This is a genomic window from Halomonas sp. GFAJ-1 (assembly GCA_002966495.1).
GTDB lineage: Bacteria > Pseudomonadota > Gammaproteobacteria > Pseudomonadales > Halomonadaceae > Vreelandella.
The window spans coordinates 1,854,100-1,879,833 of the sequence record CP016490.1; the positions used below are offsets into that span (position 1 = coordinate 1,854,100).

At 55.9% G+C, this 25,734-nt stretch carries 23 protein-coding genes; 16 read left to right on the forward strand and 7 right to left on the reverse strand.

Translation table 11 applies throughout. The features are described from left to right. Positions 1-66: 66 nt before the first annotated feature. From BB497_08485 to BB497_08505, 5 genes are all read left to right on the forward strand, one after another. Entirely contained in the window at positions 67-1,506 is a 1,440-nt protein-coding gene (locus BB497_08485) for a dihydrolipoyl dehydrogenase (protein ID AVI62739.1), read from the forward strand. Between the two features lie 150 nt (positions 1,507-1,656). Beyond that, positions 1,657-2,823: a succinate--CoA ligase subunit beta gene (locus BB497_08490; protein AVI62740.1), complete on the forward strand. Its 1,167-nt coding sequence runs from the start codon at positions 1,657-1,659 to the stop codon at positions 2,821-2,823. Beyond that, entirely contained in the window at positions 2,823-3,695 is an 873-nt protein-coding gene (locus BB497_08495) for a succinate--CoA ligase subunit alpha (protein AVI62741.1), read from the forward strand. Before BB497_08490 ends, BB497_08495 begins: the two co-directional genes overlap by 1 nt. Before the next feature lie 252 nt (positions 3,696-3,947). Beyond that, a complete protein-coding gene (locus tag BB497_08500) occupies positions 3,948-4,364 on the forward strand; it encodes a CopG family transcriptional regulator (GenBank protein ID AVI62742.1) in 417 nt (138 codons plus the stop codon). Between the two features lie 38 nt (positions 4,365-4,402). After that, complete coding sequence (locus BB497_08505) at positions 4,403-5,602, forward strand: plasmid partitioning protein (protein ID AVI62743.1); 1,200 nt, start codon at positions 4,403-4,405, stop codon at positions 5,600-5,602. Positions 5,603-5,692: 90 nt separating this feature from the next. Here BB497_08505 and BB497_08510 read toward each other — a convergent pair whose 3' ends face one another. Then, positions 5,693-7,633, reverse strand: a complete 1,941-nt coding sequence (locus BB497_08510; GenBank protein ID AVI64306.1) for an exoribonuclease II — start codon at positions 7,631-7,633, stop codon at positions 5,693-5,695. 181 nt (positions 7,634-7,814) lie between these two features. Here BB497_08510 and BB497_08515 point away from each other — a divergent pair, with 181 nt between their 5' ends. The 7 genes from BB497_08515 to BB497_08545 all read left to right on the forward strand — a co-directional run bounded on the left by BB497_08515 (position 7,815) and on the right by BB497_08545 (position 15,529). Continuing rightward, positions 7,815-8,612, forward strand: a complete 798-nt coding sequence (locus BB497_08515) for a haloacid dehalogenase (protein ID AVI62744.1) — start codon at positions 7,815-7,817, stop codon at positions 8,610-8,612. 120 nt (positions 8,613-8,732) lie between these two features. Then, a complete protein-coding gene (locus tag BB497_08520; protein AVI64307.1) occupies positions 8,733-9,458 on the forward strand; it encodes a DNA-binding response regulator in 726 nt (241 codons plus the stop codon). Beyond that, a complete protein-coding gene (locus BB497_08525; GenBank protein AVI62745.1) occupies positions 9,455-10,927 on the forward strand; it encodes a two-component sensor histidine kinase in 1,473 nt (490 codons plus the stop codon). The genes BB497_08520 and BB497_08525 overlap by 4 nt, the downstream gene beginning before the upstream one ends. A gap of 154 nt (positions 10,928-11,081) precedes the next feature. Next, positions 11,082-12,377: a sugar ABC transporter substrate-binding protein gene (locus BB497_08530; protein ID AVI62746.1), complete on the forward strand. Its 1,296-nt coding sequence runs from the start codon at positions 11,082-11,084 to the stop codon at positions 12,375-12,377. Between the two features lie 83 nt (positions 12,378-12,460). Beyond that, a complete protein-coding gene (locus tag BB497_08535) occupies positions 12,461-13,375 on the forward strand; it encodes an ABC transporter permease (GenBank protein AVI62747.1) in 915 nt (304 codons plus the stop codon). Then, positions 13,368-14,246, forward strand: a complete 879-nt coding sequence (locus BB497_08540; protein ID AVI62748.1) for a sugar ABC transporter permease — start codon at positions 13,368-13,370, stop codon at positions 14,244-14,246. The genes BB497_08535 and BB497_08540 overlap by 8 nt, the downstream gene beginning before the upstream one ends. 161 nt (positions 14,247-14,407) lie before the next feature. Next, the gene (locus BB497_08545; GenBank protein AVI62749.1) at positions 14,408-15,529 is read left to right on the forward strand and encodes a sugar ABC transporter ATP-binding protein; all 1,122 of its coding nucleotides are present in this window, start codon (positions 14,408-14,410) and stop codon (positions 15,527-15,529) included. Between the two features lie 69 nt (positions 15,530-15,598). On the opposite strand, the gene BB497_08550 is transcribed toward BB497_08545, so the two are convergent. The 4 genes from BB497_08550 to BB497_08565 form a co-directional block, all read right to left on the reverse strand. Beyond that, on the reverse strand, positions 15,599-16,642 hold the full coding sequence (locus BB497_08550) for a TIGR01620 family protein (GenBank protein ID AVI62750.1): 1,044 nt from the start codon (positions 16,640-16,642) through the stop codon (positions 15,599-15,601). Beyond that, complete coding sequence (locus tag BB497_08555) at positions 16,639-18,027, reverse strand: hypothetical protein (protein AVI62751.1); 1,389 nt, start codon at positions 18,025-18,027, stop codon at positions 16,639-16,641. The genes BB497_08550 and BB497_08555 overlap by 4 nt, the downstream gene beginning before the upstream one ends. Positions 18,028-18,081: 54 nt before the next feature. Continuing rightward, positions 18,082-18,273: a hypothetical protein gene (locus BB497_08560; protein ID AVI62752.1), complete on the reverse strand. Its 192-nt coding sequence runs from the start codon at positions 18,271-18,273 to the stop codon at positions 18,082-18,084. An 87-nt stretch (positions 18,274-18,360) separates the two neighbouring features. Then, positions 18,361-19,230 (reverse strand): D-hexose-6-phosphate mutarotase, encoded by an 870-nt coding sequence (locus tag BB497_08565; protein ID AVI62753.1) that lies wholly within the window; start codon positions 19,228-19,230, stop codon positions 18,361-18,363. Between the two features lie 158 nt (positions 19,231-19,388). Here BB497_08565 and BB497_08570 point away from each other — a divergent pair, with 158 nt between their 5' ends. From BB497_08570 to BB497_08585, 4 genes are all read left to right on the forward strand, one after another. Continuing rightward, the gene (locus BB497_08570; protein AVI62754.1) at positions 19,389-19,631 is read left to right on the forward strand and encodes a transglycosylase; all 243 of its coding nucleotides are present in this window, start codon (positions 19,389-19,391) and stop codon (positions 19,629-19,631) included. 181 nt (positions 19,632-19,812) lie between these two features. Further along, a complete protein-coding gene (locus BB497_08575; GenBank protein AVI62755.1) occupies positions 19,813-22,278 on the forward strand; it encodes a hypothetical protein in 2,466 nt (821 codons plus the stop codon). Positions 22,279-22,490: 212 nt separating this feature from the next. Beyond that, positions 22,491-23,021, forward strand: coding sequence for a glycoside hydrolase (locus BB497_08580; protein AVI64308.1), 531 nt, complete (start codon positions 22,491-22,493; stop codon positions 23,019-23,021). 52 nt (positions 23,022-23,073) lie between these two features. Continuing rightward, entirely contained in the window at positions 23,074-24,261 is a 1,188-nt protein-coding gene (locus BB497_08585) for an MFS transporter (GenBank protein ID AVI62756.1), read from the forward strand. Here the strand turns inward: BB497_08585 and BB497_08590 are convergent. After that, positions 24,258-24,872 carry a nickel ABC transporter ATP-binding protein gene (locus BB497_08590; GenBank protein ID AVI62757.1) on the reverse strand — a complete coding sequence of 205 codons (615 nt, stop codon included), beginning with the start codon at positions 24,870-24,872 and terminating at the stop codon, positions 24,258-24,260. The two genes, BB497_08585 and BB497_08590, sit on opposite strands and share 4 nt — an antisense overlap. Further along, positions 24,865-25,692, reverse strand: a complete 828-nt coding sequence (locus BB497_08595) for an ATPase (protein AVI62758.1) — start codon at positions 25,690-25,692, stop codon at positions 24,865-24,867. The genes BB497_08590 and BB497_08595 overlap by 8 nt, the downstream gene beginning before the upstream one ends. Positions 25,693-25,734: the final 42 nt, after the last annotated feature.

The window sequence follows — 25,734 nt, forward strand, 5'->3', positions numbered from 1 at the left end:
ATCGCACACTGCCTCTAGCCCGGTTTAAACCAATCGGGCAGAGGCAACCATGCTAAAGGAGCCAACATGGCTGACAAGTTTGACGTGATCGTTATTGGTGCAGGCCCTGGTGGTTATGTTGCCGCTATTCGCGCTGCGCAACTGGGCCTCAAAACCGCCTGCGTTGAGAAATGGATCGGTAAAGAAGGCAATGTCGTCCACGGCGGTACTTGCTTGAATGTAGGCTGTATCCCGTCTAAAGCATTGCTTGAAGCCTCACACAAGTTCGTCGAAGCCAAGCACGACTTCGACGATATGGGTATCCAGGCAGGCGACGTCACCATGGACGTCGAAAAGATGATGGCTCGCAAGGACAAGATCGTTAAGAACTTGACCGGCGGCATCTCTGGTTTGTTTAAGGCTAACGGCGTTACCGCTATTGAAGGTACCGGTAAAGTGGTTTCCGGTAAGCAAGTCGAAGTAACAGGCTTAGATGGCAACGCTACTACCTATGACGCCGATAATATCGTCATTGCAGCAGGCTCTGTGCCGGTTGAAATTCCGCCGACGCCGCTAACCGAAGGCCTAATTGTTGACTCCACCGGCGCGCTGGAATTCCAAGAAACGCCGAAGCGTCTTGGCGTTATCGGCGCTGGCGTTATTGGCCTGGAGCTTGGCAGCGTTTGGAACCGTTTAGGTTCTGAAGTGACCGTTCTGGAAGCGATGGACGCCTTCCTGCCGATGGTTGATACGGCGATCGCCAAAGAGACCCAAAAACTGCTTAAAAAGCAGGGCATGGACATTAAACTGGGCGCCCGTGTGACCGGTTCGGAAGTTAATGGTGAAGAAGTTATCGTCAAATACACCGACGGCAACGGCGAACAGGAAATGACGTTCGACAAGCTGATCGTTTGCGTTGGCCGCCGCCCATACACCAAAGGCGTGATTGCTGACGGTGTTAGCGTCGAGCTTGACGAGCGCGGCTTCATCTTCGTTGACGACCAGTGCCGCACGAATGTGCCCGGCGTTTACGCCATTGGTGACTGTGTGCGTGGTCCCATGCTGGCACACAAGGCATCTGAAGAAGGCATTATGGTCGCCGACATCATCGCAGGCCACAAAGCCGAGATGAACTACGACACGATCCCGAATGTGATTTACACCTTCCCGGAAGTGGCGTGGGTGGGTATGACTGAGCAAGATGCCAAAGCCAAAGGCATCGAAGTAAAAACGGGCAGCTTCCCCTTTGCGGCAAGCGGTCGTGCAATGGCTAACAATGCCACCGAAGGCAGCGCCAAGATCATCGCTGATGCGGAAACTGACCGTATCCTTGGCATGCACATCGTTGGCCAGCACGCGGGTGAAATGATTGCCCAAGGCGTGATTGCCATGGAATTTGGCTCTAGTGCTGAAGACCTGGCCTTAACCTGCTATGCGCACCCGACTATGTCGGAAGCGGTGCACGAAGCAGCGCTTGCGGTAGAAGGCCATGCGATTCATATGGCTAACCGCAAGAAGCGTAAATAATCCAGTAAGTAATAACGAAGCGCCACCTACTAGGTGGCGCCACACTTTTGGCCTTGTAATGAAACACAAGGATCAAAAGAACGGGGATGACCAGTTCTTTCAAAGCAACTAGTCATCGTTCGAGTCACATGCAACCAATGGCATGAATCGATGAACCTTCACGAGTATCAAGGCAAACAGCTGTTTGCTGATTATGGTCTGCCAGTGTCCAAAGGCTTTGCCGTGGACACCCCCGAAGAAGCGGAAGAAGCGTGTAAAAAAATCGGCGGCGACATGTGGGTTGTTAAAGCCCAAGTTCACGCTGGTGGCCGTGGTAAAGCGGGCGGCGTTAAGCTGATTAAAGATCCAGCTGAAGCGAAAGCGTTTGCCGAGCAGTGGCTGGGTAAAAATCTGGTAACGTTCCAAACTGACGAAAAAGGTCAGCCAGTTGCCAAGATTTTGGTTGAGACCTGCACTGACATCGCCGATGAGCTCTACCTTGGCGCAGTGGTAGACCGTACTACCCGCCGTGTGGTCTTTATGGCCTCTACCGAAGGTGGTGTAGAAATCGAGACGGTTGCTGAAGAGACGCCGGAAAAGATTCTTAAAGCAGAGATTGATCCGCTGGTTGGCGCACAGCCCTACCAGGCGCGCGAGTTAGCGTTTGCGCTGGGCCTAAAAGGCGACCAGATTAAGCAGTTCACTAAGATTTTCCTGGGTCTGTCCAAGCTATTCCATGAAAAAGACTTGGCCCTGCTGGAAATCAACCCGCTGGTTGTGACCGACGAAGGCAATCTGCACTGCCTCGACGCCAAACTGGGCCTCGACAGCAATGCGCTGTACCGCCACCCAGACCTGCAAGCGATGCGCGATCCTTCCCAGGAAGACTCTCGTGAAGCCGATGCAGCGAAGTGGGAGCTTAACTACGTAGCACTTGATGGCAACATCGGCTGCATGGTTAACGGTGCTGGCCTGGCCATGGGTACCATGGACATCGTCAACTTGAGTGGCGGCAAGCCCGCTAACTTCCTGGACGTAGGCGGCGGCGCGACCAAAGAGCGCGTAGCAGAAGCGTTCAAGATCATCCTGTCTGACGACAACGTTAAAGCCGTTCTGGTTAACATCTTCGGCGGTATCGTTCGCTGCGACATGATTGCTGAAGGCATCATCGGTGCCGTTGAACAAGTCGGTGTTAACGTACCGGTTGTGGTACGTCTGGAAGGTAACAACGCCGAGCTGGGCACTGAAAAATTAGCGTCTAGCGGTCTGAACATCATCGCTGCTACCAGTCTGACCGACGCGGCTCAGCAGGTCGTTAAAGCGGCGGAGGGCAAGTAATGAGCATCCTGATCGATAAGAACACCAAGGTCATCTGCCAAGGTTTCACCGGTGGCCAGGGCACGTTCCACTCCGAGCAGGCGATTGCCTACGGCACGCAGATGGTCGGTGGCGTTACGCCGGGCAAAGGTGGTCAAACGCACCTGGGCCTGCCTGTTTTCAACACCGTGAAAGAAGCGGTTGAGAAAACCGGTGCAGAGGCTAGCGTGATTTACGTTCCGGCACCGTTCTGTAAAGACTCGATTCTTGAAGCCGCTAATTCGGGCATCAAGCTAATCGTGTGCATCACCGAAGGTATCGCCACGCTGGATATGCTTGAAGCAAAAGTAAAATGCGACGAGCTGGGCGTACGCCTGATCGGCCCGAACTGCCCCGGTGTTATCACCCCAGGCGAATGTAAAATCGGCATTATGCCGGGTCACATTCACCAGCCGGGCAAAGTCGGTATCGTGTCTCGTTCAGGCACCCTGACCTACGAAGCCGTTAAGCAGACGACTGATCACGGTTTCGGTCAGTCTACCTGTGTGGGCATCGGCGGCGACCCGATTCCGGGTTCTAATTTCATCGACATCCTTGAGATGTTTGAGAAAGACCCGAAAACCGAAGCGATCGTGATGATTGGTGAGATCGGTGGTACCGCTGAAGAAGAAGCAGCTGCCTACATCAAAGCCAACGTTTCCAAGCCTGTGGTTTCCTACATTGCCGGTGTAACTGCACCTCCTGGCAAGCGTATGGGCCACGCGGGCGCGATCATCTCGGGCGGCAAAGGTACAGCCGACGAGAAGTTTGCTGCTCTTGAAGACGCTGGTGTTAAAACCGTGCGTTCTTTGGCACAAATCGGCGACGCGCTGAAAGAAGTGACTGGCTGGTAAGCACTCGCTTTACCAAGCAAGTTAAAAAGAGCACCTTCGGGTGCTCTTTTTTTTGCGCTTCATTCCGCAATGTCTTTCCCATCTCCTGGGCAGCTTCTCCTTTCAAGCACGCTTAGACCCGTTTTCCAGTTGCTCGCACCTTGACTATTACGTGCTTTGATCTAATATAACATCCATATAGATGGTATATGGAATCTATTTGGATGTTTTTTTGGCTATCAAGCCCAATGCTGGGCGCAACGAGGATCACCCATGAGCGTTCATGAACTTCGCCGTAAGACCGGCGACGCCAGCGAGAAGATCACCATTAATTTGGGGGTCGTCGATTTAGGGCAAATCGATCTACTGGTTCAGGAGGGGTTTTACTCCAACCGTACCGATCTAATTCGCACGGCCATTCGTAATCAATTGGCGACTCATGCCGAGGTGGTGAAGGAAACCGTAACCCGCAAGGCGTTCGTATTGGGACTTGAAAACTACAGCCGCTCGGATCTTGAAGCGCTGCAGTCAGCAGGTGAGAAATTGCAGATTCAGGTTTTGGGTATGGCCTGCATTGCTGATGACGTAACGCCGGAGCTTGCTCTTGCTACTATTGAATCCGTGGTGGTACTAGGCGCCCTGCATGCCAGTAAAGCGGTGAAGGCCGCTTTGGCAGATCGAATCCACTGAATCATTAACCACCGCTTAGGTGAATAGGGGCATTGATCATGATTAGCGCCACCATGACGAAGCGAATGGAAGAAGCAACACGACTCACCCGCGCGGGTAAGTTGAACGAAGCCATGACTCTCCTTCAGGGCGCAATGCCTGAAATGAAAGGTGAAGAAACGCCGGATAGCCCTTACCAGGGCGGGAGTATTTTTGACGGAACCTGCCAGGTCATCGACGAAGACGTGACGATATCGAAGCCAGGGCCAGAGCCAGAGTCTGCTGAGCCGATAGCTGGAGTCTTCTCGGCAAGCGATATTAAGATGCCAGCTGAATGGCGGGAAAAGTGGATGACGTTTCGAGGGAACTTAGCACAGCCCGAGCACGCCACCGAGGAGCCAAAGCCGGGCGCGTTCACTGCCGGGCGTTTTTCTAACCCTGTGGGTACGCGTGATTACAAACTGTATATACCCAGTGGCTACCATGGCCAAGCGTTGCCGCTGGTGGTCATGCTTCATGGCTGTACGCAGAACCCTGATGACTTTGCTTCAGGCACCGATATGAACCGGCTGGCTGAAGAGCAGCTGTGTTGCGTGCTCTATCCGGCTCAGCCGATGAGTGCCAATAGCTCTAAATGCTGGAACTGGTTCAAAGCTGAAGATCAGCAGCGCGAAGGCGGTGAGCCAGCGATTCTGGCGGGCATGACGCGGCAAATCATCGATACTCATGGGCTCGATGAAAGCCGCGTGTATGTGGCAGGGCTCTCGGCAGGCGCAGCCATGGCGACAACGTTGGCTATGACGTATCCGGATCTGTTTGCAGCGGTGGGCGTACACTCTGGGCTTCCTCACGGCGCTGCTCAAAGCCTTCCTGATGCTCTTGGCGCTATGCAAGGTGGCACTGGGCCACTTGGTGGCGGTAATAAAGCCAAAGGAGCCCGTTGGTTATCTGACGTACCTGCGATTATTTTTCATGGTGATCGGGATACAACCGTACACCCCAGTAACGCCGACCGTATTGCTGCTCAGTTCAGCGTATCGCGTCAAACAGGGGCGACGGTGGAGCAAGGACAGGAGGCCAAAGGTCATGCCTACACGCGTACTACGTACCACGATGCGGCAGGCAAACCCCGCTTGGAGCAGTGGCGGATAAAAGGGGCGGGACACGCTTGGGCGGGAGGCAGTGCCCAGGGGAGCTATACCGATCCAAAGGGGCCAGATGCCACCAAAGAAATGCTGAGATTCTTCTTTCAACACTAGCAGACTTGATGCTTGATACCGCACAGAACCAACAACGGCACCTTAGGGTGCCGTTGTTGGTTACATCAAGCATGACTTAGAAGGACAGGCTCAAACAGCAGGTTTTGCCACCAGCGAGCGTGTCTCTTCACGGGCCTCAGTGAGCACCACGCGAAGCGGGTCGCCAAGCTTGTAGCGCTCTTCGCCTTCGATCTGGATACGGCCCTCTTTATCGTCAATCACCACTTTGCTGCGGTCGCTGTGCATTAAAGGCGCAGGTACAAACGCTGTTGCGCCATTTTCCAACAGGCGAACGCGCATGCCGCCACGGTTGATGGCCATGATCTCGGCCTCAAAGGTGTCCTGGTTCTGTGCGGCAGGCGTTAGGTAACGCACGTAGAGCCAATCTTTCACGTCGCGCTCGGCCATACGGTTCAGGCGTCGGCGTTCAGTGAGCTGCTCGGTGAGCTGCTGGGTGGCCTCGGCGGGGGCCTGTTCCCCTTTTAGCACGCGCTTGATCAAGCGGTGGTTGACCATATCGCCATACTTACGGATGGGTGATGTCCAAGTAGCGTAGGCAGCCAACCCTAAGCCGAAATGCGGGCCAGGCTGGGCCGACATGCTGGTAAACCCTTGGAAGCGGCGTAGGCGTGCATCTAGCCAAGCGTCATCGCGGCTTTCCAGGGCGCGCTTAAGCTCGGTGTAGCGGGCAAGCTCGGTTAGCGCTTCGCGCTCAACCACAATCTCTTGGCCTGCCAGGAACTCCTGAGCGGCCTCGGCTTTTTCCGGCTCAAACGCGCGATGCACATTGAAGATGCCGTGGCCGATATGTTGTGCCAGGAAGTCCGCACAGCAGGCATTGGCGACAATCATTGACTCTTCGATCATGCGGTTGGCTATGCGGCGCTCTTCGGTGCGCACGGCCAGCACGTTGCCAGCGGGATCGAGATCAAACACGTAGTCGGGGCGGTCTTTAAATACCAGTGCGTGCTCGTTGCGCCAAGCGGTACGCGCTTCGGTTAGCTCACGTAGGGCAGTAAGCTGTTCGGCAACATCATCGGCTGGTGCCCACTCGCCTTGACCTTCAATCCAGTCGGAAACGCTATCATAGGCGAGTTTGGCATGGGATTTTACATTCGCCGCGAAGAAGCGGTAATCGCCCAGGCTGCCGTCGGCGTTAATGTCCAGCGTACAGGCGAGGGCAGGGCGCTCCTGGCCTTCCCATAGTGAGCAAAGATCATCCGCTAACTGCTCCGGCAACATGGTGACGTTTTGGCCGGGCAGGTAAACGGTGAAGGCGCGGGTGCGGGCTTCTAAATCCGCCGCATGGCCCTCTTCCACGTAAGCGGTGGGGTCGGCGATTGCTACGCTTAACCGCCAGCCACCTTCGGCGCGTTGGGAGATGTGCAGCGCATCATCCATATCGCGGGTTTTTTCACCGTCGATAGTGAAGAAGGGCGTTGCGGTTAAGTCTTCACGGGTAAGGCCTTCATCGATCAGCGGCCAGTCGGTGCCAGCATCGGGGCACTCTTGCTCCAGCGCATGGCGGGCCAGGGTAACGCGCCACGGCACGGCGGGGTCATCGCTCTTGGCGACCAGCTCATCAATTTGGGCAAAAAAGGCACGGTCGTCGGTTTTCAGCGGATGACGCACCAGTCGCGCCACAACCCAGTCGCCATCAGCAATGGTGGCTTCATCAAGGCTGTTCTTAATGCGCGATTTGAGAACGTTTTTAATCGAGGGGTGATCGGGTACAACGGCGAGACGGCCTTCGCGCTTCTGCACACGGGCAACAAACCGATCCAGCCCAGCTTCAATCAGCTTTTCCGGCTCAACGGACTTCTTGTCACCGTTTTCGTGGATGACGGCTTCTACGCGATCACCGTGAAGCACTTGCTTCATGGCGGGCGGTGGTACGAAATAGGATTCACCGTCGTCGGTTTCTAGAAATCCAAACCCTTTATCGGTGGCTTTTATCACCCCTTCGGCGCGTGGGGTGGTTTGACGAATCTGTTGCTTGAGCTGGGCAAGCAGGGAGTTGTTTTGAAGCATGTGCTCAATCAGTTGGCGAGAGTAGGCTGACACTATACGGATTCCCACTGGCTGCGCCAATTACCCTCCGTGGGGAAGTTGGATCCTCAACGGCAGGTCAATGACTTACCCGTGCTTCGTTGAATCGGTTAAGCTGAAGTCTACCCAGGGCTGCTGATCCATTGTTTAACGAGGAGCGCTTATGACACCGCGGCTGATTGTTTCCGACCTTGATGGCACGCTGTTAGGCAGTGACCACCGGCTGCACCAGAGCACAATTGACGTGCTGCGCGCGCTAGCGGAACAGGGGCATCATGTCGCGTTGGCGTCTGGCCGCCATTACAACGATATGCGGGTATTTCGTGATCAACTGAACATCCCCGCTCATTTAATCAGCACCAACGGGGCTTATACTCATGACCCTGCTGGCACGCTGTTGAGCGCGACGCATCTTGAACCAGCCCATGCCGAAACACTTATTCAGCTGCCGCGTCCGCCCCAGGTGCGGCTCAGCCTTTACCGTGAAAACGGTTGGCATGTCGATGCCGAGGCACCACATCTATTGTCATTGCATGCGTCGACTGGCTTTACTTACGAGGTCGTACCGCCGGAAGAGATGGATGCCAAGGGCGTTGGTAAAGTGCTCTATTTGGGCGACCCAGATTCATTAGCGCAACTGGAAGCGCAGGCCCATCAAGCATGTGGGCAGAGTTTACATATTACTTACTCCACCACGGATGCTCTGGAAATCATGGCCGGTGGCATCAATAAAGGCGTGGCCTTAACGGCGCTGCTGGAAACGTTAAAGCTGACTCCGGCAGAGTGTTTGGCCTTTGGCGATAACCTGAACGATACCGAAATGCTTAACCTGGCAGGGGAGGCTCAGGTAATGGCCAATGCCCACCCGGCGCTATTTGATCGTATAAAGGGGGCTGAACGTATCGGCCACCATGGCGAAGCCGCCGTTGCCGAGTGGCTGAAACAGCGCTTTGGGCTGTAACAAACGCTTCGCGCTGCCACCTTGGTCGATGACCGCTTGCGATAGGGTGGCCACTCCACCATCATTTAGCCCCGACAACGATAATAACGAGTGATATTAACCCAGGGGCGCTTTGCTACCATGACTACCACGCCAGCTACTTTGATGGTCGTTGATGACGACTTGGAAATTCGCGAACTACTGGCAGACTATTTAGGGCGTCACGGTTATCACATGTTGACCGCCGACGGGGCGGATTCGCTGTATCAGCAACTGGCCAAGCAAACGCCAGACTTGTTGATTGTTGACGTTATGATGCCGGGAGATGATGGTTTTACCATCTGCCGAGAGCTGCGCAAAACCAGCGATATACCGATTGTTATGCTTACCGCCAGTGCCGATGATACTGACCGTGTTTTGGGGCTCGAATTAGGCGCTGACGACTATATCGCTAAGCCCTTTAATCCTCGCGAGCTGCTGGCGCGGATTAAAGCGGTGCTGCGCCGAGCCCGTCCTGCAGCAACTGTCGCGACAGCCCAAGAGGCTCGCTGGGTGCGGTTTGGCGACTGGCAACTTGACCGCATGACCCGCGAACTGATCGACCAAGAAGGCATTCGTACCGCACTTTCCGGCGCAGATTTTCAGCTATTACAGGTGTTTCTGGAGCGGCCTGCCACGGTCATTACCCGCGATGATCTCTACGCATTGACCCGCGGTCGTGAAGCACCACCGCTGGATCGCTCGATTGACGTACATGTGTGCCGCTTGCGCCAGCGGTTGGGGGAAGATGCGCAGCACTCTCAGCTGATTCGTACCGTGCGTGGGGCTGGTTATGTGCTGACCGCCATGGTTGAACCCGCTTCGTGAAAGGCGTAAAGCGAAAACTCGCATGCTGGTTACCCAGCAGTCTACGCGGGCGCTTTGTTATCATCATGATTGCAGGGGTTCTGGCTGCTCAAGCGGCCAGCTATGCGCTATGGACTTCCCAGGTGCGGGCCAGCCAGCTGGAACAGTTAGATGAGCTTTCTAGCAATATGGCTTTCAGTATTGCCTCGACTATGCGGTTTTTCCGTTCGCTGCCGGTAGATTACCGCCACATTGTACTGGATCAGCTGCGTAGCATGGGGGGCACGCGCTTCTTCGTCAGCGTTAACGAACGGCGTATTCCCGTCGAAGATATTGGCAGCGGCCCGGAAAAAGAGGTGGTGGTCGACAATGTACGCGCTATCTTGACCCAACAACTCTCCATTGACGATGTGGTGGTGGAGTTTTCCCGCCCGGAAACCTTGCGTGTCTTCAATAACGAAGTGCTGCTTTATGATTTACCACCCCGTTGGGGGCAGCACAGTTTGTTAATGGAGCCACTGTCTCCACCTATCTTAGTGGTGCAACTGGAGCTGGCGCCTGACACCTGGCTTTACGTGGCCACACTGCTGGGCGTACCGGATATTTTTAGCGGCTATCGCTGGCTGTCTGAAGAGCGTTTATTGGTTGGCGTGTTGGTGCTGCTCAGCGTATTAGCGCTTTCCCTACTGGGCATTACCAGTGTGACTCGCCCGTTGGCGCGGCTTTCAAAAGCGGCACGCCAGCTGGGCGATGATTTGGATAGTCCGCCACTCAAAGAGAGCGGCCCTAAAGAAGTGGCCGCCACTGCGGTGGCCTTTAACCGGATGCAGCGGCGTATTCGTGAACAGATTGATGAGCGCGAGCGTCTGTTTTCGGCGATTTCCCATGATCTTAAAACCCCCATTACACGGTTGCGGCTGCGGGCTGAAATGCTCGATGACCCCGTCCAGCGTGAACGTTTTTGTGCCTCGCTTGATGAGCTAAGTGAGCTGGTCAAAGGCGCACTGGCCTCAGCAAAAGGACTGGACCTGCATGAAGAGCCACAACCCACGGATCTTAACGCGCTGGTGTTGGAGATTGCCGAAGCGCTGCGTTTACATGGTGGAGAAGTATCTCTCTGTGGAAACGTATTACCACTGACTGTTAAGCCACTGGCGCTAAAACGCTGCTTGGCAAACCTGCTGGAAAACGCGGTTTTTTATGGGCAGAAAGCGACCGTCACGCTGGAAGAGCAGGCGGGGATTGTGACGTTGCGCATTCATGATAATGGCCCCGGCATTCCTGATGCGCAGCTTTACCGGGTGTTTTCACCTTTTGTGCGCCTGGAAGTCTCTCGAAGCCGTTACACCGGTGGAAGCGGCCTAGGGCTTGGCATTGCTAGGCATATTGCCCGCGCCCATGGGGGCGATATTGTCTTATCTAACCATTCAGAAGGGGGGCTAGTGGCCACGTTAACGCTACCACGCCAAACAAGTATTACAGGTTTGTAATAAACCACTAACACTAGTAACAAACGGCCAAGACTATGCAGGACTCGGTAACTCCCGTTGTGTGCCTGGGTGGCGTACTCTGCTGTGAGTCGTTCAGTCGATCATCATCAGTAACGACATCTCATAAGCACAATAACAACAGCAGGAGCTATTCATGCCGATCATCAATATGCCCATTTTTAACGTGCCCATGTTTAAAAAATCCGCACTCGCGTTAGCTCTGGCGGCTGGCACCACCATGGCGGCCAGTGCCACCGAGGCCAACGAAGTGGAGGTGCTGCACTGGTGGACATCCGGCGGTGAAGCCCGCGCGGCAAACGTTCTCAAAGAGTTAATGGAAGCTGAAGGCTATGGCTGGCAGGATTTTGCCGTGGCTGGTGGCGGTGGTGAAACCGCCATGACGGTACTTAAGTCTCGTGCAATGTCGGGCAACCCGCCTTCCGCCGCACAAATCAAGGGCCCTGAAATTCAGGAGTGGGGCGAGCTTGGCCTGTTAGGTGATTTAGACGACGTCGCCACCGCCGAAGGCTGGAACGACCTACTGCCCGAGACGGTTGCCGATATCATGCGCCATGACGGCCACTATGTTGCCGTACCGGTCAACGTTCACCGCGTTAACTGGCTGTGGGCCAATCCCGATGTGCTAGAAGCGGCAGGCGTTGAGATGCCTACCACGCTTGAGGAGCTATTTACCGCAGGTGAAGCCATTCGCGAGGCTGGTTTTGTACCGCTAGCCCATGGCGGCCAAGCGTGGCAAGACGCCACGGTGTTTGAAAGTGTCGTACTGGGTAGTCAAGGCACCGAGTTTTATCAGCAAGCGCTGGTGGAACTAGACCCTGAAGCCCTGGGTGGGGAACAGATGATTGCTGCGCTTGAAGACTTTAAGCGTCTGCGCGAGTTGATGGATCAAGGTATGTCAGGCCGCGATTGGAATATTGCCACCGCCATGGTGATTGAAGGCGTTGCAGGTTTTCAGCTAATGGGCGACTGGGCAAAAGGGGAGTTCACTGCCGCAGGTCTTACAGCCGGTGAAGACTATTTGTGCGCCGCAGCCCCCGGCACTGAAAACGCGTTTACGTTTAATATCGACAGCCTGGCAATGTTCCGTGTTACCGACGATGCTGAACGCGATGCCCAGCAAACCCTGGCGCGCTTGGTGTTAGAGCCGACCTTCCAGGAAGCCTTTAACCTCGCTAAAGGTTCCATTCCTGCCCGCCCCGACCTGGATATGAGTGAGTTTGATCGCTGTGCCCAGCAGTCACTGGCTGATTTCCAACGCACCGCTGATGAGGGTGGCCTGGTGCCCAGCATGGCTCACGGGATGGCGGTGCGCGCGGACGTTCAGGGAGCGATTTTTGATGTTGTGACCAACTACTTCAACGATACCACTATGCCTGCTGAGCAGGCCGCCCAACGCATGGTCAATGCGGCCAAAACCGCCTCTTTTTAAGCCACCGTGTGCTTTTGTATAAGTGACGACATTCGCGCCGCTGCAACGGCGGCGCGAGCGGCTGACTGGCGAGGAACTACCTTATGAGTGAATCCACAACGCGCACTGCAGCGAGGCCAACGGCGTCTGGCTGGCTGCAAGCCTGGCTGCCCCGTTTGGTGCTTGCTCCCTCTGTTGCGGTGTCTCTGTTTTTTGTTTACGGCTTTATGCTGTGGACCTTTGTGCTTTCTCTAACCAGCTCACGCATGCTACCAAGCTACGACTTTGTTGGTTTTGGCCAGTATGCGCGGCTGATGGCCAATGACCGCTGGTGGGTAGCCTCTACCAACCTGATGGTGTTTGGCGTGCTGTTTATTGTGATCTGTTTGGTGATTGGCGCGCTACTGGCAATTTTGCTGGATCAAAAAATTCGCCAAGAGGGCGCGCTGCGCACGATTTATCTCTACCCCATGGCGCTGTCGTTTATCGTCACCGGCGTGGTGTGGAAGTGGCTGCTGAATCCCCAGTTGGGCATCCAGGCGATGGTGCAAAGCTGGGGGTTTGAGTCGTTCCGCTTTGACTGGCTCGTGAACCCGGATATGGCCATCTACACCCTGGTAATTGCCGCGGTTTGGCAGGCATCAGGGTTTGTGATGGCGCTCTTTTTGGCGGGGCTGCGCGGTATCGATGACAGTATCGTCAAAGCCGCTCAGTTAGATGGTGCCAGCTTGCCGCGCATCTACTGGCGAGTAGTGATGCCTTGCCTGCGCCCAGTGGTGTTCAGCGCGGTGATGATTCTGGCCCATATTGCGATTAAGAGCTTTGACTTAGTGGTAGCGTTAACCGGAGGCGGGCCTGGCTACGCCACCGACCTACCGGCCACCTTTATGTACACCCACGCTTTTAACCGTGCCCAAATAGGGCTTGGCTCCGCCAGCGCCATGTTAATGCTAGGTGGCGTGCTAGCCATCCTGATTCCTTATCTTTATTCCGAATTAAGGAGCCGCAAACATGGCTAACGTGATTCGTCGGCAAACGCCCGCCGCACGGCTGTTGCGTGTCGTGCTTTATGGCGTACTTATTGTAGCGGGGCTGTTTTATATCCTGCCGCTGGTGGTCATGCTGATGACCTCCATCAAGCCGTTGAGTGAAATCAGCGCGGGGACGCTCCTGTCGCTGCCACAAAACCCAACCTTTGAGCCCTGGGCAAAGGCTTGGGGAGAAGCGTGTACCGGTATGCGCTGTGAAGGGGTAGGTGGCTATTTTTGGAACTCTTTTGCGATTGTGATTCCTGCGGTGTTGATCTCCACCACGGTCGGGGCGCTAAACGGCTATGCGCTGACCAAATGGCGCTTTAAAGGCTCTGAGTTGGTCTTCGCGCTGATGCTGTTTGGCTGCTTTATCCCGTTTCAGGTGGTGCTGCTGCCTATGGCACAAACCTTGGGTTGGTTGGGGCTATCAAGCTCCCGTGCAGGGTTGATTTTGGTTCATGTGGTCTTTGGCATCGCCTTTACCACGCTGTTTTTCCGCAACTTCTATGTTGGTGTTCCTAACGAACTGGTCTCGGCGGCGAAGCTGGATGGCGCGGGGTTCTTCCGCATTTTCTGGCGCATTTTATTGCCGGTTTCCGCGCCGATTATTGTGGTGTCGGTGATTTGGCAGTTCACCCAGATTTGGAACGACTTTTTATTCGGCGTGGCGTTTTCCGCCCATAACACCCAGCCGGTGACGGTGGCGCTTAACAATCTGGTGAATACGTCCACCGGTGTGCGTGAGTATAACGTCGATATGGCCGCCGCAATGATTGCAGCACTGCCAACGCTGGTGGTGTATGTGCTGGCCGGAAAGTATTTCGTGCGCGGGCTGACGGCAGGCTCCGTGAAAGGCTAATAACAACTAAGTGAATGGCAGCAACCATTTCTAGACGGTCAGAAGCAGCCCTCGGCGGGGCGCTGTGAACCCATCCATGGCGAAAGATCCCCGCTACGGGCTGCTTTTGACCGATCCAACTAAGTGGAGTTTGTCAGTCGCTTTACAATGGGATTTTCATTATGGCAGCGTTAGAAATTCACAACGTGCGCAAAGAGTTCGGCAGCGAGCGGGTGCTGAAAGATGTCAGTATTTCGATTGACTCCGGTGAGTTCCTAATTTTGGTGGGGCCATCTGGCTGTGGTAAATCCACGCTGATGAATGCCATCGCCGGGCTGGAGCCGGTGACTAGCGGCAATATCTATATCGACGGCGAAGACGTCACTTGGCGCACACCTGCTGAGCGGGATATTGCCATGGTGTTTCAGTCCTACGCGCTTTATCCCAGCATGACCGTGCGGCAAAACATCAGCTTTGGCCTGGAAATGCGCAAGGTGCCCAAAGCTGAGCGTGTCGCTGCCGTAGAGCGCGTGGCCGACCTGCTGCAAATCTCCCACCTGCTGGAACGTAAGCCAGCCCAGCTTTCCGGTGGCCAGCGCCAGCGGGTGGCCATGGGGCGGGCGTTGGCCCGTGAACCCAAGGTGTATCTATTTGACGAGCCGCTATCAAACCTGGACGCAAAACTACGGGTAGATATGCGCACCGAGATTAAAAAGCTCCACCAGCGCTTAGGCACCACGATTGTTTACGTCACCCATGACCAAGTTGAAGCAATGACCCTGGCTGACTGTATTGCCGTCATGCGCGATGGTCATATCTTACAGCTTGGCAGTCCCGATGAGGTGTATAACAACCCAGTTGATATGTTCGTCGCAGGCTTTATGGGCTCACCGTCGATGAACTTTATTCGCGCAACGTTGGAAGCGACGGGCGATGGCTATGCACTGCGTATTGCGACCCCTGATGAAGACGATGTTCTGCTGCCATGGCCCTCTGAACGCAACGCAGCAGGGCTCGTGGAACAGCTGAATAAGCCGATTATTCTTGGGCTGCGGCCAGAACACTTCAGCGAAGAGGATGTGCGGCTGAGTGAGCAGGCGGAAGGGACGTTAATGGAGGCCAAGGTAAGCGTCGTTGAGCCTACCGGTGCCGATATTCTGCTGCGCCTACCGCTGGGTGAGCAGGAAATCACTGCCAGGGTAGGGCCTAAATGTGCAATTTCGCCAGGCGAACGCTTGCCGCTACGCGTCGATATGGCCCGCGCTGTGCTGTTTGATGCCGAGACTGAACAGCGCTTGGCGTAAATAGGTTGGCCTCCCACAAAGGCATTCAGCGCTACTTTGTGGGGGGCCGTAGCAGTTTATAAAATGCGCTTAATTGTGAGGGCGAGTGGCGGGTGCCGTTTCTTTATCCAGCCGTTTGATTTGTCGCCATAGGTCTTGGCGGAGGTCAGCGAGCTTAGGCTGTTCTTCAGGGGTAAAGGCCACGGGGCGGCATAAGCGTTGGGCGCGTAACCCTAAACGGGCACTGAGCAGCCCGGTGGCTAGCCCCTGGCCCGCCCGTGCGGAGAGCCTGCCTGCCAAATCCAGCGAGAGCATATCCATGCTGGCATCGGTAGCGAGCTCGCTAGCACCAGCAAACGCCATGTTGTGTAGTACGTTGCGAAATAGCCGCAGGCGACTGGCGTAGCCAAGTTCAAGGCCGTACAGGCGGCATAACCGGTCCACCATGGCGAGGCTTCGCCAGGCCACCAGTGCCATATCCACCAGGGTTAGCGGGCTGATGGCGACCATAATGGCGGTTTCACCGGACATACGGGTAATTAGGCGCTGAGCTTCGCGGTCGCGGGGCACCAGCAAGTGGTAACGCAGTAATGTCTGTATCTCTTCACCGCTGTGGTGTGGTTGGCAGGCCCGTTGGAACGCCAGCCAATGCGGGTCGTCATCGCTCAGTTTTAGTTGGCGCTTCAGCTGCTCTGCCATGGATTGGGCTTGTTTGGTAGAGCGTTGTGGCAGTTCGGCAAGGTCAGCTCGTAGCGTGTCGTGGCGCTTCAAGCGGCGCAGGCGACCAAGCTCTTTAAGCAGGGAGACACCGCCTAGGCCAATGAGGCTAATACCAAAGAGCTGCCAGGCCATGCTCATCCACTGAGATTGGGAAAGCGCTGCGGGAATGCCTGTGGCTAACTCTACGGCGCCCAATGTGGCACCGCCCACCAGCGCAAACATTAGCCCCCAGCGTCGCTTGCGGGGCGTGCCTAGGCTTGCCTCGGGCAACGCTTTTAGCTCTGCTTGGGGGGTTAGTGGCTGATGAGGCTCGGTGGCGGCAAAGGTTTCGCGCTGGCGTAGGGGTTCTGAGGAGGGCGCATGCTTCGGTGTCTCATCTAGCGTGAAGTGCCGACGTGGCTGCGGGGTACTCATTTCAGTTTATCTCCAATCAGCCAGTCGATGGCGGCGTCCATACGAATGTGCGAAAGCGCCTCTGCATCGGTCGCCATGGGGCGGAAACTAGGGAAATCAAATCCTTGCTGCTGCCAGAAGTCGGCTTTCGGCAGGCGACTCGGGACATCGCCTGGGTAGACCAGCACCTCTTCACCTTCAAGCGTCGTGCCTTTTAGCGCGGGCGTGCGCTTGCCTTCGTGGAGTACTTCCCTGGCATCGGTGGCGCGTATGGCGGCTAGTGACAATGCCTTCACCGGAATGTCGGCAAAGCGTAGGTCTTTGAGGGGCTCGGCTAGCAGTGCTTCTAGTAGTAGTACCACATTGCCGTGCTGGTCGGGGGTGACGTGGTCGGCTTTGGTGGCGGCAATGGCGAGCCGGTCAATTTTGGGCGCAAACAGACGCGTCAGCAGACTGCGCTTGCCGTAATCAAAGCTCTGCATCAGCTGGCGCAGCGCCCTAGAAAGGTCTTCAAAACGCTCTGGGCCGGCATTAAGCGCGCCAAGTACATCGACCAGCACAATTTGGCGGTCAAAGCGACGGAAATGGTCGCGGTAAAAAGGCCGTACCACCTGCTGCTGGTAGTAGCGAAAACGCGTTGCTAAAGTGGCGTAAACGCTGGTGTTAGGCAGTGCTTCCAGGGTCTCTTTGGGGGTGCGAAGCGCGGGTAGCGGGAAAAACTGCAGCACCGGCGCGCCATCTAGCTCTCCTGGTAGTAAAAAACGCCCGGGCTGCAGGTCTGAAAACCCCGCTTGCTTGGCGCGCCGCAGGCCTTGGGCGTAGGCTTCTGCAAGCGTGGCGAGTTGGGCTTCATCGGCTTCAGCGGTGGGGTCAAGGTGTTCTATCTCGGTTAACCATTCGCTAAATAGCGCTTTCCTATGTGGCCCTTCAAGCTGCGCCTGGGCGTGGCACCAACTATAAAAGTCGTGCTGTAGCAGGGGGAGATCCAGCAGCCACTCGCCGGGGTAGTCAAATAGGTCAAGGGTTAAGTGGGCGATGTCTGGCGTCAGCCAGCCCTGCTGGGCGGGCCGGTAGCGTAGCTGTAAGCGTAGCTCGCTAATGCCGCGGGTCGGCTCAGGCCAGCGGGGTGGGGTATCACGAAGTGCGGCCATGCCAGGGTCGTAGGGAAAGCGTGGCACACCGAGGTCTGGTTGGTTCAGCCGCTGCGCACCCAGTAAACGGCCTTCGCGAGCGACCGGTAATAAATCAAGTTGCGCTTCCACTCCTGCGTGGCGTAACTGATTCACTAACGAGGTTAAGAACGCAGTTTTTCCTGCTTGAGATAGTCCCGTGACCGCCAGCCGCAACTGCCGATCGCGTCCCCGCTCTAATAAATTGCTCAATTCGCGGCTTAACGGCTGGCGCATAAAACAGGCCTCGTAGGCATCACAAAGTTAGGGGGAGTGCTCCCAGCATAGCGGCTAGTGCCGCAGCATGAGCACTAACTGATAGAACATCGGCATCGTTGCAATTTGGAAGCCTATCACTGCGATCACATAGCCTGGCCATTTGCGTGACATCTTTTGGGCTAGCGTTAGGCCAACCAAGCACACCACCATGCCCACTAGGTTAAACACAAGCGTGGCTGCCTCAAGCAGGTCTTGAGGATTCATGGAAGCTCCTTGTCTGAGTTGTATGGCATCTATCGGTATCGCTACATTACCAAGTTATTGATGTGCAAGTGATTGCTAAAACACGAATTAGCCGCGGCTTAATGTCGTACCTAGCAGGTGCTGTGCGCCAGGCACCAGCCAAACCGGATCTAGGCGGGTATTCGCCGCTTCTACACAGAGAAAGTGGCGAGCTGACTCGGCGGGGGTGTCGCTAGGTAGCTCGCTGTCGGGGTGCCATACGACGGTAGAGTCGCTGGACTGTTTGGCAATGCGTAGGCTTCGCCTGCCATCGTTAAGCAGTACGGCTTCATTGGTATGATAAATGCGGTCAACTTCGCCACGAACGGCCAGTGTTCCTTGTTGCTCATCTTCAGCAAAATCGCGCAGCTTATCTAAGTAGCGCGCGCCCGCTAGCCCTTCCAGATGGCACTGGTGGGTATCGGCAACGGCTACGTAGGTATGCAGCGCGCCGCTAGTTTTAATCGGCGTGTCGCCAACGTTTTCGCTAATCAGCTCGACATTCAGCCGTTGGGCGTTGGCTTGAATAACCACCCGAGCCGTCAATACGCTATGCAGACGCTTTGCGGGTGAGAGGTGAACTTCGATGCCTTCGGCGTGCTCATCCACGGCTTCTAGACGCCACTGGGCATGGCGGGCAAGGCCGTGAAAGGGGCCATCACGTTCAGGGCTTTCATCGGCATAACGCTCGTCTCCAAACCACGGCCAACAAAGTGGGATGCCGCCACGGATGGCACCAGGCAGCGCTTGTGGAGTGGGCGTGACCCATAGCCAGTTGTCATCGCCTGTGGGTTGAAAATGCAGGACCTGCGCACCCTGAAGGCTGATCACCATTTCCCCCCAGGCCATCTTGAACAGCACTACCTCACGCCCTTGCCAGCTGGCCTGTTGCTGGCCGTCTACGTTGTTAAGGAGCTGTTTGAGAGAATCGGGGATCATGGGGTTTCCTTTATAGAGAGCAAGCATCCGGTGCGCCGAACAGTAGCGCTGTGTGCTATGTTAGGACAAGCGCGATGCGTAGGTAAAACAGCTGGCGAGATGAAGCAGCTAGAATAGATGGGTAAAACCCCAAGTAAAGTGAATATCAAGGAGGCACTATGGGCTTTATTGCATGGCTGATTATTGGTGGTTTAGCTGGCTGGATTGCTGGCAATATCATGCGCGGCGGCGGTTTCGGTGTGCTGGGTAATATAGGTGTCGGTATTATTGGTGCGTTGGTTGGCGGCTTCCTGTTCAGCCTCTTAGGGCTTCAAGCCGGTGGTTTTATCGGCTCGCTGGTGACGGCGACCGTTGGTGCAGTCGTTTTGCTATGGGTCATCAGTAAAGTCAAAAGCGCTTAGCGCCACACAGCCTGTCCTATATGCGCTGCCCGGCCTTTGTGTCGGGCAGTGTTGTTTTGTGGCGTTGCTATCGGTCTTGGCACAAGTTTCCGTTACACTATGCAACTTTTAGCAGCCTGATTAGGGCTGCTTCATTTTGTTTGGCTTTCATTGATCGCTTTCTGCTTCTTCGAGGTGTCTTTTGGTCGACGCGCTGAATGCCTGGTGGGCCCAACAGCTGGTGCTGTGTGATTGGGCGTTTACTCCACACCCGCTGGCGGTGGATGCAGTGGCGGCTGAACAGCGCCTGCTGCAGTTAGGTATTGCCCACCGGGGCGATCTGGCCGACCAGCTTTTCCACGGCTTGGGTGCGCCCCCAGGTGAGGCCGACCGGCTTTTAGGCACACTTGAGTGGGCAGCGCTGGCGGGCGCAGCGGGGTGGCTAACTCAGGCAGAAGCCACCAACTGGGCCCACCACGTAACCCGGCGAATTACCTCTGAGTACAGTGACCTGCGGGCTTGGCTTGGTGATTTACGCCGAGCACTAGGCGCAAAGGGCTGGGAAACCGGTGCCGACGACCGTTTTATTGATGCCTGCCAAGCGTTAGCTGACCTGGAGAGTGAAGGCGAAGGCATTACCTGGGAGACGCTTGAACAAGCGTTGTTAACTTTGCCTGAGCTTAAGTCGCTATGGCCGCAAATGCCTGCTGCTCAGCCGTGGCGGCTATGTGCGCTGTTCAGGCCGGTGATGAGCTACCCAGCCAATGCCATCGACTGGCCCGATGCACCAGAGTGGTTAGAGCGTATTTGGCAGGTTCACGACCGCGAACAGCTGCTAGAGGTCATCCTGTGGTTAAGCGCCCAGGGCGAGCGCCAACGCTGGGATATTGAAGCTCGTGAACTACTGACCATGGATAATGCTCAGCGGTTAGAGTGGCAGCGTAATGTGCTTGAAGACTCCCCCTATGCGCCGGTGCTGAATAAGTTTGTCAGCGAAGGTGAGCCGCTAGAGTGGGCAGCCTGGGACTGGCTACGAGTGGTGGAATTAGCCTGGGCGGGAGCCTGCTGTGAGTGGTTAAGCCAGGATGAGGCCGATGCGCTGGCTGCCCATGCCGCCGACTTGATCGGCCGTCGCTACCACGACTGGTATGCCGTTTTAAAAGCGTACATGCGTGGCCAAAGCCTGTTTGAAGGGGTCGACCGCCGTGGCATGACGCCTAATGTTCGCCACAAGCTGCTGATGCACGCGTCCCACAGCCCTTGGAAGCATCCATTGGGAACGTTGCTGGACGATATAACGCGAAGCGCGTCTCGAGCGCGTATTAAGCAGTGGCGCAATTCGCCGCATCATTGGCTATTAGCGTTAGCGAGCGTGCGGGAACCCGATGTGATGCTACGCCAACTTAATCCTTCGGCACCTGTTGCTGAACAGCGCCGCGCCGATGCGGCGGTGTACCTTCAAGACTCGTTGGGCTTACATGCAGATGAGGGCCATCAGGCGTTGGCACGTTACTGGTTGCCGGCCCAGGCGCACCACCTTAACCAATTGGCAGCGGATGCGGTACACGGCGTGATGCCGCCTTCACAAACCTTGTTTGGGCAACCTACGCCCGATGAGTTGCAGCAGCGCAACGCTGTGAAAGGCGTGAGCCGCCATGCGGCCACTATTCACATGGCGGAGAAGTTCGCATTTTATCTGCATATGGCGATGGATAGCGGGCTGTTTGAGCAGGCACCGTTACTGGCCTACGCCAGCGCCCTGCGTAGCTGCCTGTGCCGTTTTTATGCCACGCCTAAGCGCTTGTTAGATGCATGGTTTGCCTGGGAGAGTTGCCTGCCCGAGCCTGAGCATGACTCGCTGATTAACGAGATTGCATGGCATCTTGATGACCCTGGCAGCCTGTTTCATTGGCTTGATTGGCGCCACGATGCCTGGTGCGAACCCGGCGAGCGGCCTACGCTAAGTCACTTCACCGCTATGTCGTTGGTAGGGCCGCTAAATAGCGCCGTCTGGAGCGAGCCTCAGGTAGAAAGCCCCCGGGAGTGCGCCGATATCCGCGAGTGGGTGGAAAGCCATTATCACCTGAGCAGCGCGAGTGACATGCAGGAGTTTTTAACCTTTATGTTGGAGTCCGGCGACCGCCAGGAGTACCAGATCAACTATGCGCCTTATACGCTCAACAACGAACGGTTAAATGCTGAAATCGCTATTTTGGAGTCGGGTGATTGCGGTGAAGAGGAGCGGCATCATCTACTCCGGTTGCGCCGTGTACGTAGCAACGAAGATGGTTGTAATGATGTGGACATGGCTGCCTGGGATATCGCTCAACTGGTAGACCTCGCCATTGCGGCTCGCCAGCTTGGCTGGCTAGAGCGTAAAGCGTTTGCAGATATATTGGATCGGGCATACAAGCTGGCCGCTGACCATTACGCCGGTTGGCAAGAGTACGCGGTGGGCATGTACGCAGGTTTTTCGTTTTTTATGGGAGAAACCCCTGAGCGGGAAAGTTTTTTAGCAGGATTTCGCCAGGCGATGGTGGCCTGGGTGTGCGGTGCGCCGGTATTAGCAGGCCCCTGGTCGAGCCTCGATTTTCCTGGCAATAAGCCGCGCCATTTCGCGCCGCTGCATATTGATACCCTGCCCGAAGATCAGCGTACGTTACATTGATGCTCGCCAAACCTAAGATGATTAGCTTATAGTCCTCAGGCCGAAAAAAATGAGTTTTGTCATATTTCACTCTCTTTCACCGTCCACACTGTTATGAGGTTAATCGCATGGTTGCGTTGCCACACCCCGCTGTGACCGCTGTCCGTGTTGTAAGTGCTTGTGTCGTTGTTGCTTTTTTAGCTGGCTGCGCTGGCTCAGCTACACGCCAAGGCATGGAAGCCCCTGAAGATTATTTCTCGATGTCGCTTCCGGGGATGAAGGGAGCCACTCCCCAAATGTCACCCGTTGACCCTATCGATGCACATCTGCGTAGCCTCCAGACGCCTCCACCAACAGCTATTCGCCAAGCGCTGTTAGAGCAGCATCAGCAATGGGCAGGTACGCCTTATCGGATTGGAGGGACGACGGAGCGAGGGATCGACTGCTCCGCCCTGGTAAGAAATGTTTTCCGCGACACGTTTAATTTACAGCTACCTCGTTCTACCCAGGATCAAGTGCATGAGGGACGCCCGATCGACCGCCAAGAGCTGCAGGCGGGCGATCTGGTCTTCTTCCGTCCTCCAGGAGCTTATAATCATGTGGGCATTTACGTGGGGGATGGCCACTTTCTTCACGCCTCCACCTCCCAAGGGGTGATTATTTCCAGCCTGGATAACAACTACTGGCAGCGTTACTACTGGCAATCACGCCGTACTTTAGAGCCGACTAACCTTGCCCATCTGGGTAGTCGTTTTACCCAGTAAGTGCCTGCCACCATCACCGCTTTGATACTCGGCGTTTAATAGTGGGAATGGCATGATCGAAGCCAAAACGCGCGCCTGGTGGCGCGCGACGGCGGCCCTATGCTTAGGGTCGTTTCTTGTGTTTATCAATTTGTATGTGCCTCAACCGCTGCTGCCAGGGCTGAAAGACGCCTATGGGGTCTCCACCCTGGGTGTCAGTCTGCTGATGTCGGTATCCACGCTCTCACTTGCCTTAGTACTGCTGGTTTTTGGGCCGCTTTCTGATGCTATCGGTCGAGAGGCCATCATGCGCATTACGCTGCTGCTTGCGGGCGCTCTTTCGCTGGCGCTAGCGTTTGCACCGACCTTTGAAAGTCTTCTATTTCTGCGTTTACTGCAGGGGTTTGTGCTGGGGGGGCTTCCCGCCGTCGCCATTGCCTGGATGGCGGATGAGTTCGACAAGCCGGCGTTACTGAGCGCTGTAGGGCTTTACATCGGTGCCAACTCCCTAGGTGGCATTAGCGGGCGGATTGTTGGCGGCGTTGCCGCTGATGTAGGTGGGCCTACTGCGGCCTTTTTAGCGGTTGGGGTAATGACGGTCGTCGGGTGTGTAGTGTTCTGGCGGCTACTGCCCAATAGCCGCGCCTTTACCGCCAAGCGTTTTAAGTTGCGCCAAGCAGTGGGGGATTTGCTGGGCCACCTGCGCACCCCTGTGCTGTTGGCAGCCTACTGTTTAGGTGGCATCAACTTTCTTATCTTTATCAATCAATACAGCTATATCACTTTTCGTCTAGCGGTTGAGCCCTACCACTTAGCCGCCAGCGGCCTAGGGTTAATCTTCCTAACCTATCTAGGCGGCACCTTTGGCTCTACCGTTTCAGGTAGGTTAGCAGGACGATTCTCTCCCGCCAGCTGTATCAGCGTTGGAGTGGTTATTTTGATGCTTGGTACGGCGGTCACGTTAGCCAACTCGTTAACGTTAATTATTGTCGGTTTAACCATCAACGCGTTTGGCTTTTTCCTGGCCCATTCGCTAGCGTCTAGTTGGGTAGGCCGTTATGCCCAGGGCGCGCGGGGCAGCGCCTCGGCACTCTACTTGGTGTTCTACTATTTGGGGGCCAGCGTGGGTGGGTTTTGGCTGGAGCCGTTCTGGCGCTGGGGGCAGTGGCAAGGGGTGGCCGTTGGTTCATGGTTATTGCTGGGGGTTGCCCTGGTTATTGGAGTGGGTATGTGGCGCTTTGAACGTCGCGCTAACCGCTAGCAGCTCATACAATAGCCCTGGGTAAGGTGGTAGCGCCGCTGGCAGAGACGTTTCAACAGGGCCGTGTCATGACTGATGACCAGCACGCCGAGCCGGTGTTTTTCAGCGTATGTTTTGAGTGCCTGCCATAGCGCAACCTGGGTAATGGGGTCGAGCATGGTGGAGATTTCATCGGCAATTAAGTACCGCACCCCAGGTGCTAAGGCTCTTAGCACGCAAATCCGCTGTAATTCCCCACCGGATAGTGCATGGGGGAAGCGCGACAGCCAAGCGGGCTGAATGCCAAAGGCGTGAAGAAGCGCGGCTGGCGGCTGCCACGCCTCATGAAGAATTTTAGCGACTCGCCAGCGGGGATTAACAGCAAGCTCGGGCGACTGCGGCAGCCACTGTACCGGGCTTAGCCCGCTAGCTGGGAGCGGTCCACCATCAATATAAATACGCCCACCTTTAGGGCTAAGCTGGCCCGCCAAGAGTTTACCCAGGGTCGATTTTCCTGCGCCTGAATCACCACTCAGCCCGAGCCACTCTCCCTCACTAAGTGCGAGCGAGATATCATTTAAAACCAGTTGTTCAGGGCGAAAGCCAAACTGCAGACTCTGGGCTTCAAGCAATGTTTGGCTCCTTGCTATGCGCCATCTGCGCCACAGGGAGGCTGAAAGCGTTATCGGGTAGTGCTTGCCAAAGCGACTTGGCGTATCCGCTGCTTAGCGTGTCACCGTTGCCCTGAAAGGCGCAGGCGGTGGTAGTTTCTACGCACTGCCCCTGGCGCATAATCGTCACTTGTTCAGCAATGGGCAGGGCGTGGCGTAAATCGTGGGTAATTAACATCACGGCCTTGCCTTGATCGGCAAGTGCTTTAAGCGCTGCCATCACGCGCTCACGCTGTAGCGGGTCTAGCCCAACGCTGGGCTCATCGGCAATAATCAGCTGCGCGTGGCTAACGTGGGCCATGGCGGTGAGCACTCGTCGTGCCATGCCTCCCGAAAGCTCATGGGGATAAGCACGCTGTGCAGCGTCATCGAGCTGATAATGAGCGAGCGCTTTCCCTGCAGTTTGCCAGGCACTAGATTTCGCGTGCCCCGCCCGGCGGGCTGCCCAACTTACCTGGCGCTGGCTACGTACTAACGGGTCGAGCGCGCTGAGTGACTGGGGGATTAGCGCAAGCTGGCGCCCGCGAAGTTGGCATTGGCGGGCAGGCGTTAACGCCTCTGAGTGAAAAACAAGCTGACCGCTGGTTTTGGCACCTTCAGGCAGCAGGCCCATAATCGCGTAGGCTAGCAAGCTCTTTCCTGCACCGGAGGCGCCGACAATGGCGTGTACTTCTCCTGGCATAAGACTTAACGTTATCTGCTCAAAACAGGTAGCCCATTTCCGCTTCCACCAGGGCTGGTAGTAGGGCAGCTGTAGCGTGAGACGATCAATATGCAGCACAACAGGCTCCTTGAGTGAGTGACAACAGGCAGTGGACGCCAG

Bases quoted from the DNA above. Each gene is read 5' to 3' on its own strand.
- BB497_08530 (AVI62746.1), top strand. From the start codon at position 11,082: ATGCCGATCATCAATATGCCCATTTTTAACGTGCCCATGTTTAAAAAA.
- BB497_08585 (AVI62756.1), top strand. From the start codon at position 23,074: ATGATCGAAGCCAAAACGCGCGCCTGGTGGCGCGCGACGGCGGCCCTA.
- BB497_08520 (AVI64307.1), top strand. From the start codon at position 8,733: ATGACTACCACGCCAGCTACTTTGATGGTCGTTGATGACGACTTGGAA.
- BB497_08500 (AVI62742.1), top strand. From the start codon at position 3,948: ATGAGCGTTCATGAACTTCGCCGTAAGACCGGCGACGCCAGCGAGAAG.
- BB497_08495 (AVI62741.1), top strand. From the start codon at position 2,823: ATGAGCATCCTGATCGATAAGAACACCAAGGTCATCTGCCAAGGTTTC.
- BB497_08565 (AVI62753.1), bottom strand. From the start codon at position 19,230: ATGATCCCCGATTCTCTCAAACAGCTCCTTAACAACGTAGACGGCCAG.
- BB497_08535 (AVI62747.1), top strand. From the start codon at position 12,461: ATGAGTGAATCCACAACGCGCACTGCAGCGAGGCCAACGGCGTCTGGC.
- BB497_08510 (AVI64306.1), bottom strand. From the start codon at position 7,633: ATGCTTCAAAACAACTCCCTGCTTGCCCAGCTCAAGCAACAGATTCGT.
- BB497_08490 (AVI62740.1), top strand. From the start codon at position 1,657: ATGAACCTTCACGAGTATCAAGGCAAACAGCTGTTTGCTGATTATGGT.
- BB497_08515 (AVI62744.1), top strand. From the start codon at position 7,815: ATGACACCGCGGCTGATTGTTTCCGACCTTGATGGCACGCTGTTAGGC.
- BB497_08505 (AVI62743.1), top strand. From the start codon at position 4,403: ATGATTAGCGCCACCATGACGAAGCGAATGGAAGAAGCAACACGACTC.
- BB497_08540 (AVI62748.1), top strand. From the start codon at position 13,368: ATGGCTAACGTGATTCGTCGGCAAACGCCCGCCGCACGGCTGTTGCGT.
- BB497_08550 (AVI62750.1), bottom strand. From the start codon at position 16,642: ATGAGTACCCCGCAGCCACGTCGGCACTTCACGCTAGATGAGACACCG.
- BB497_08570 (AVI62754.1), top strand. From the start codon at position 19,389: ATGGGCTTTATTGCATGGCTGATTATTGGTGGTTTAGCTGGCTGGATT.
- BB497_08560 (AVI62752.1), bottom strand. From the start codon at position 18,273: ATGAATCCTCAAGACCTGCTTGAGGCAGCCACGCTTGTGTTTAACCTA.
- BB497_08555 (AVI62751.1), bottom strand. From the start codon at position 18,027: ATGCGCCAGCCGTTAAGCCGCGAATTGAGCAATTTATTAGAGCGGGGA.
- BB497_08485 (AVI62739.1), top strand. From the start codon at position 67: ATGGCTGACAAGTTTGACGTGATCGTTATTGGTGCAGGCCCTGGTGGT.
- BB497_08580 (AVI64308.1), top strand. From the start codon at position 22,491: ATGGAAGCCCCTGAAGATTATTTCTCGATGTCGCTTCCGGGGATGAAG.
- BB497_08545 (AVI62749.1), top strand. From the start codon at position 14,408: ATGGCAGCGTTAGAAATTCACAACGTGCGCAAAGAGTTCGGCAGCGAG.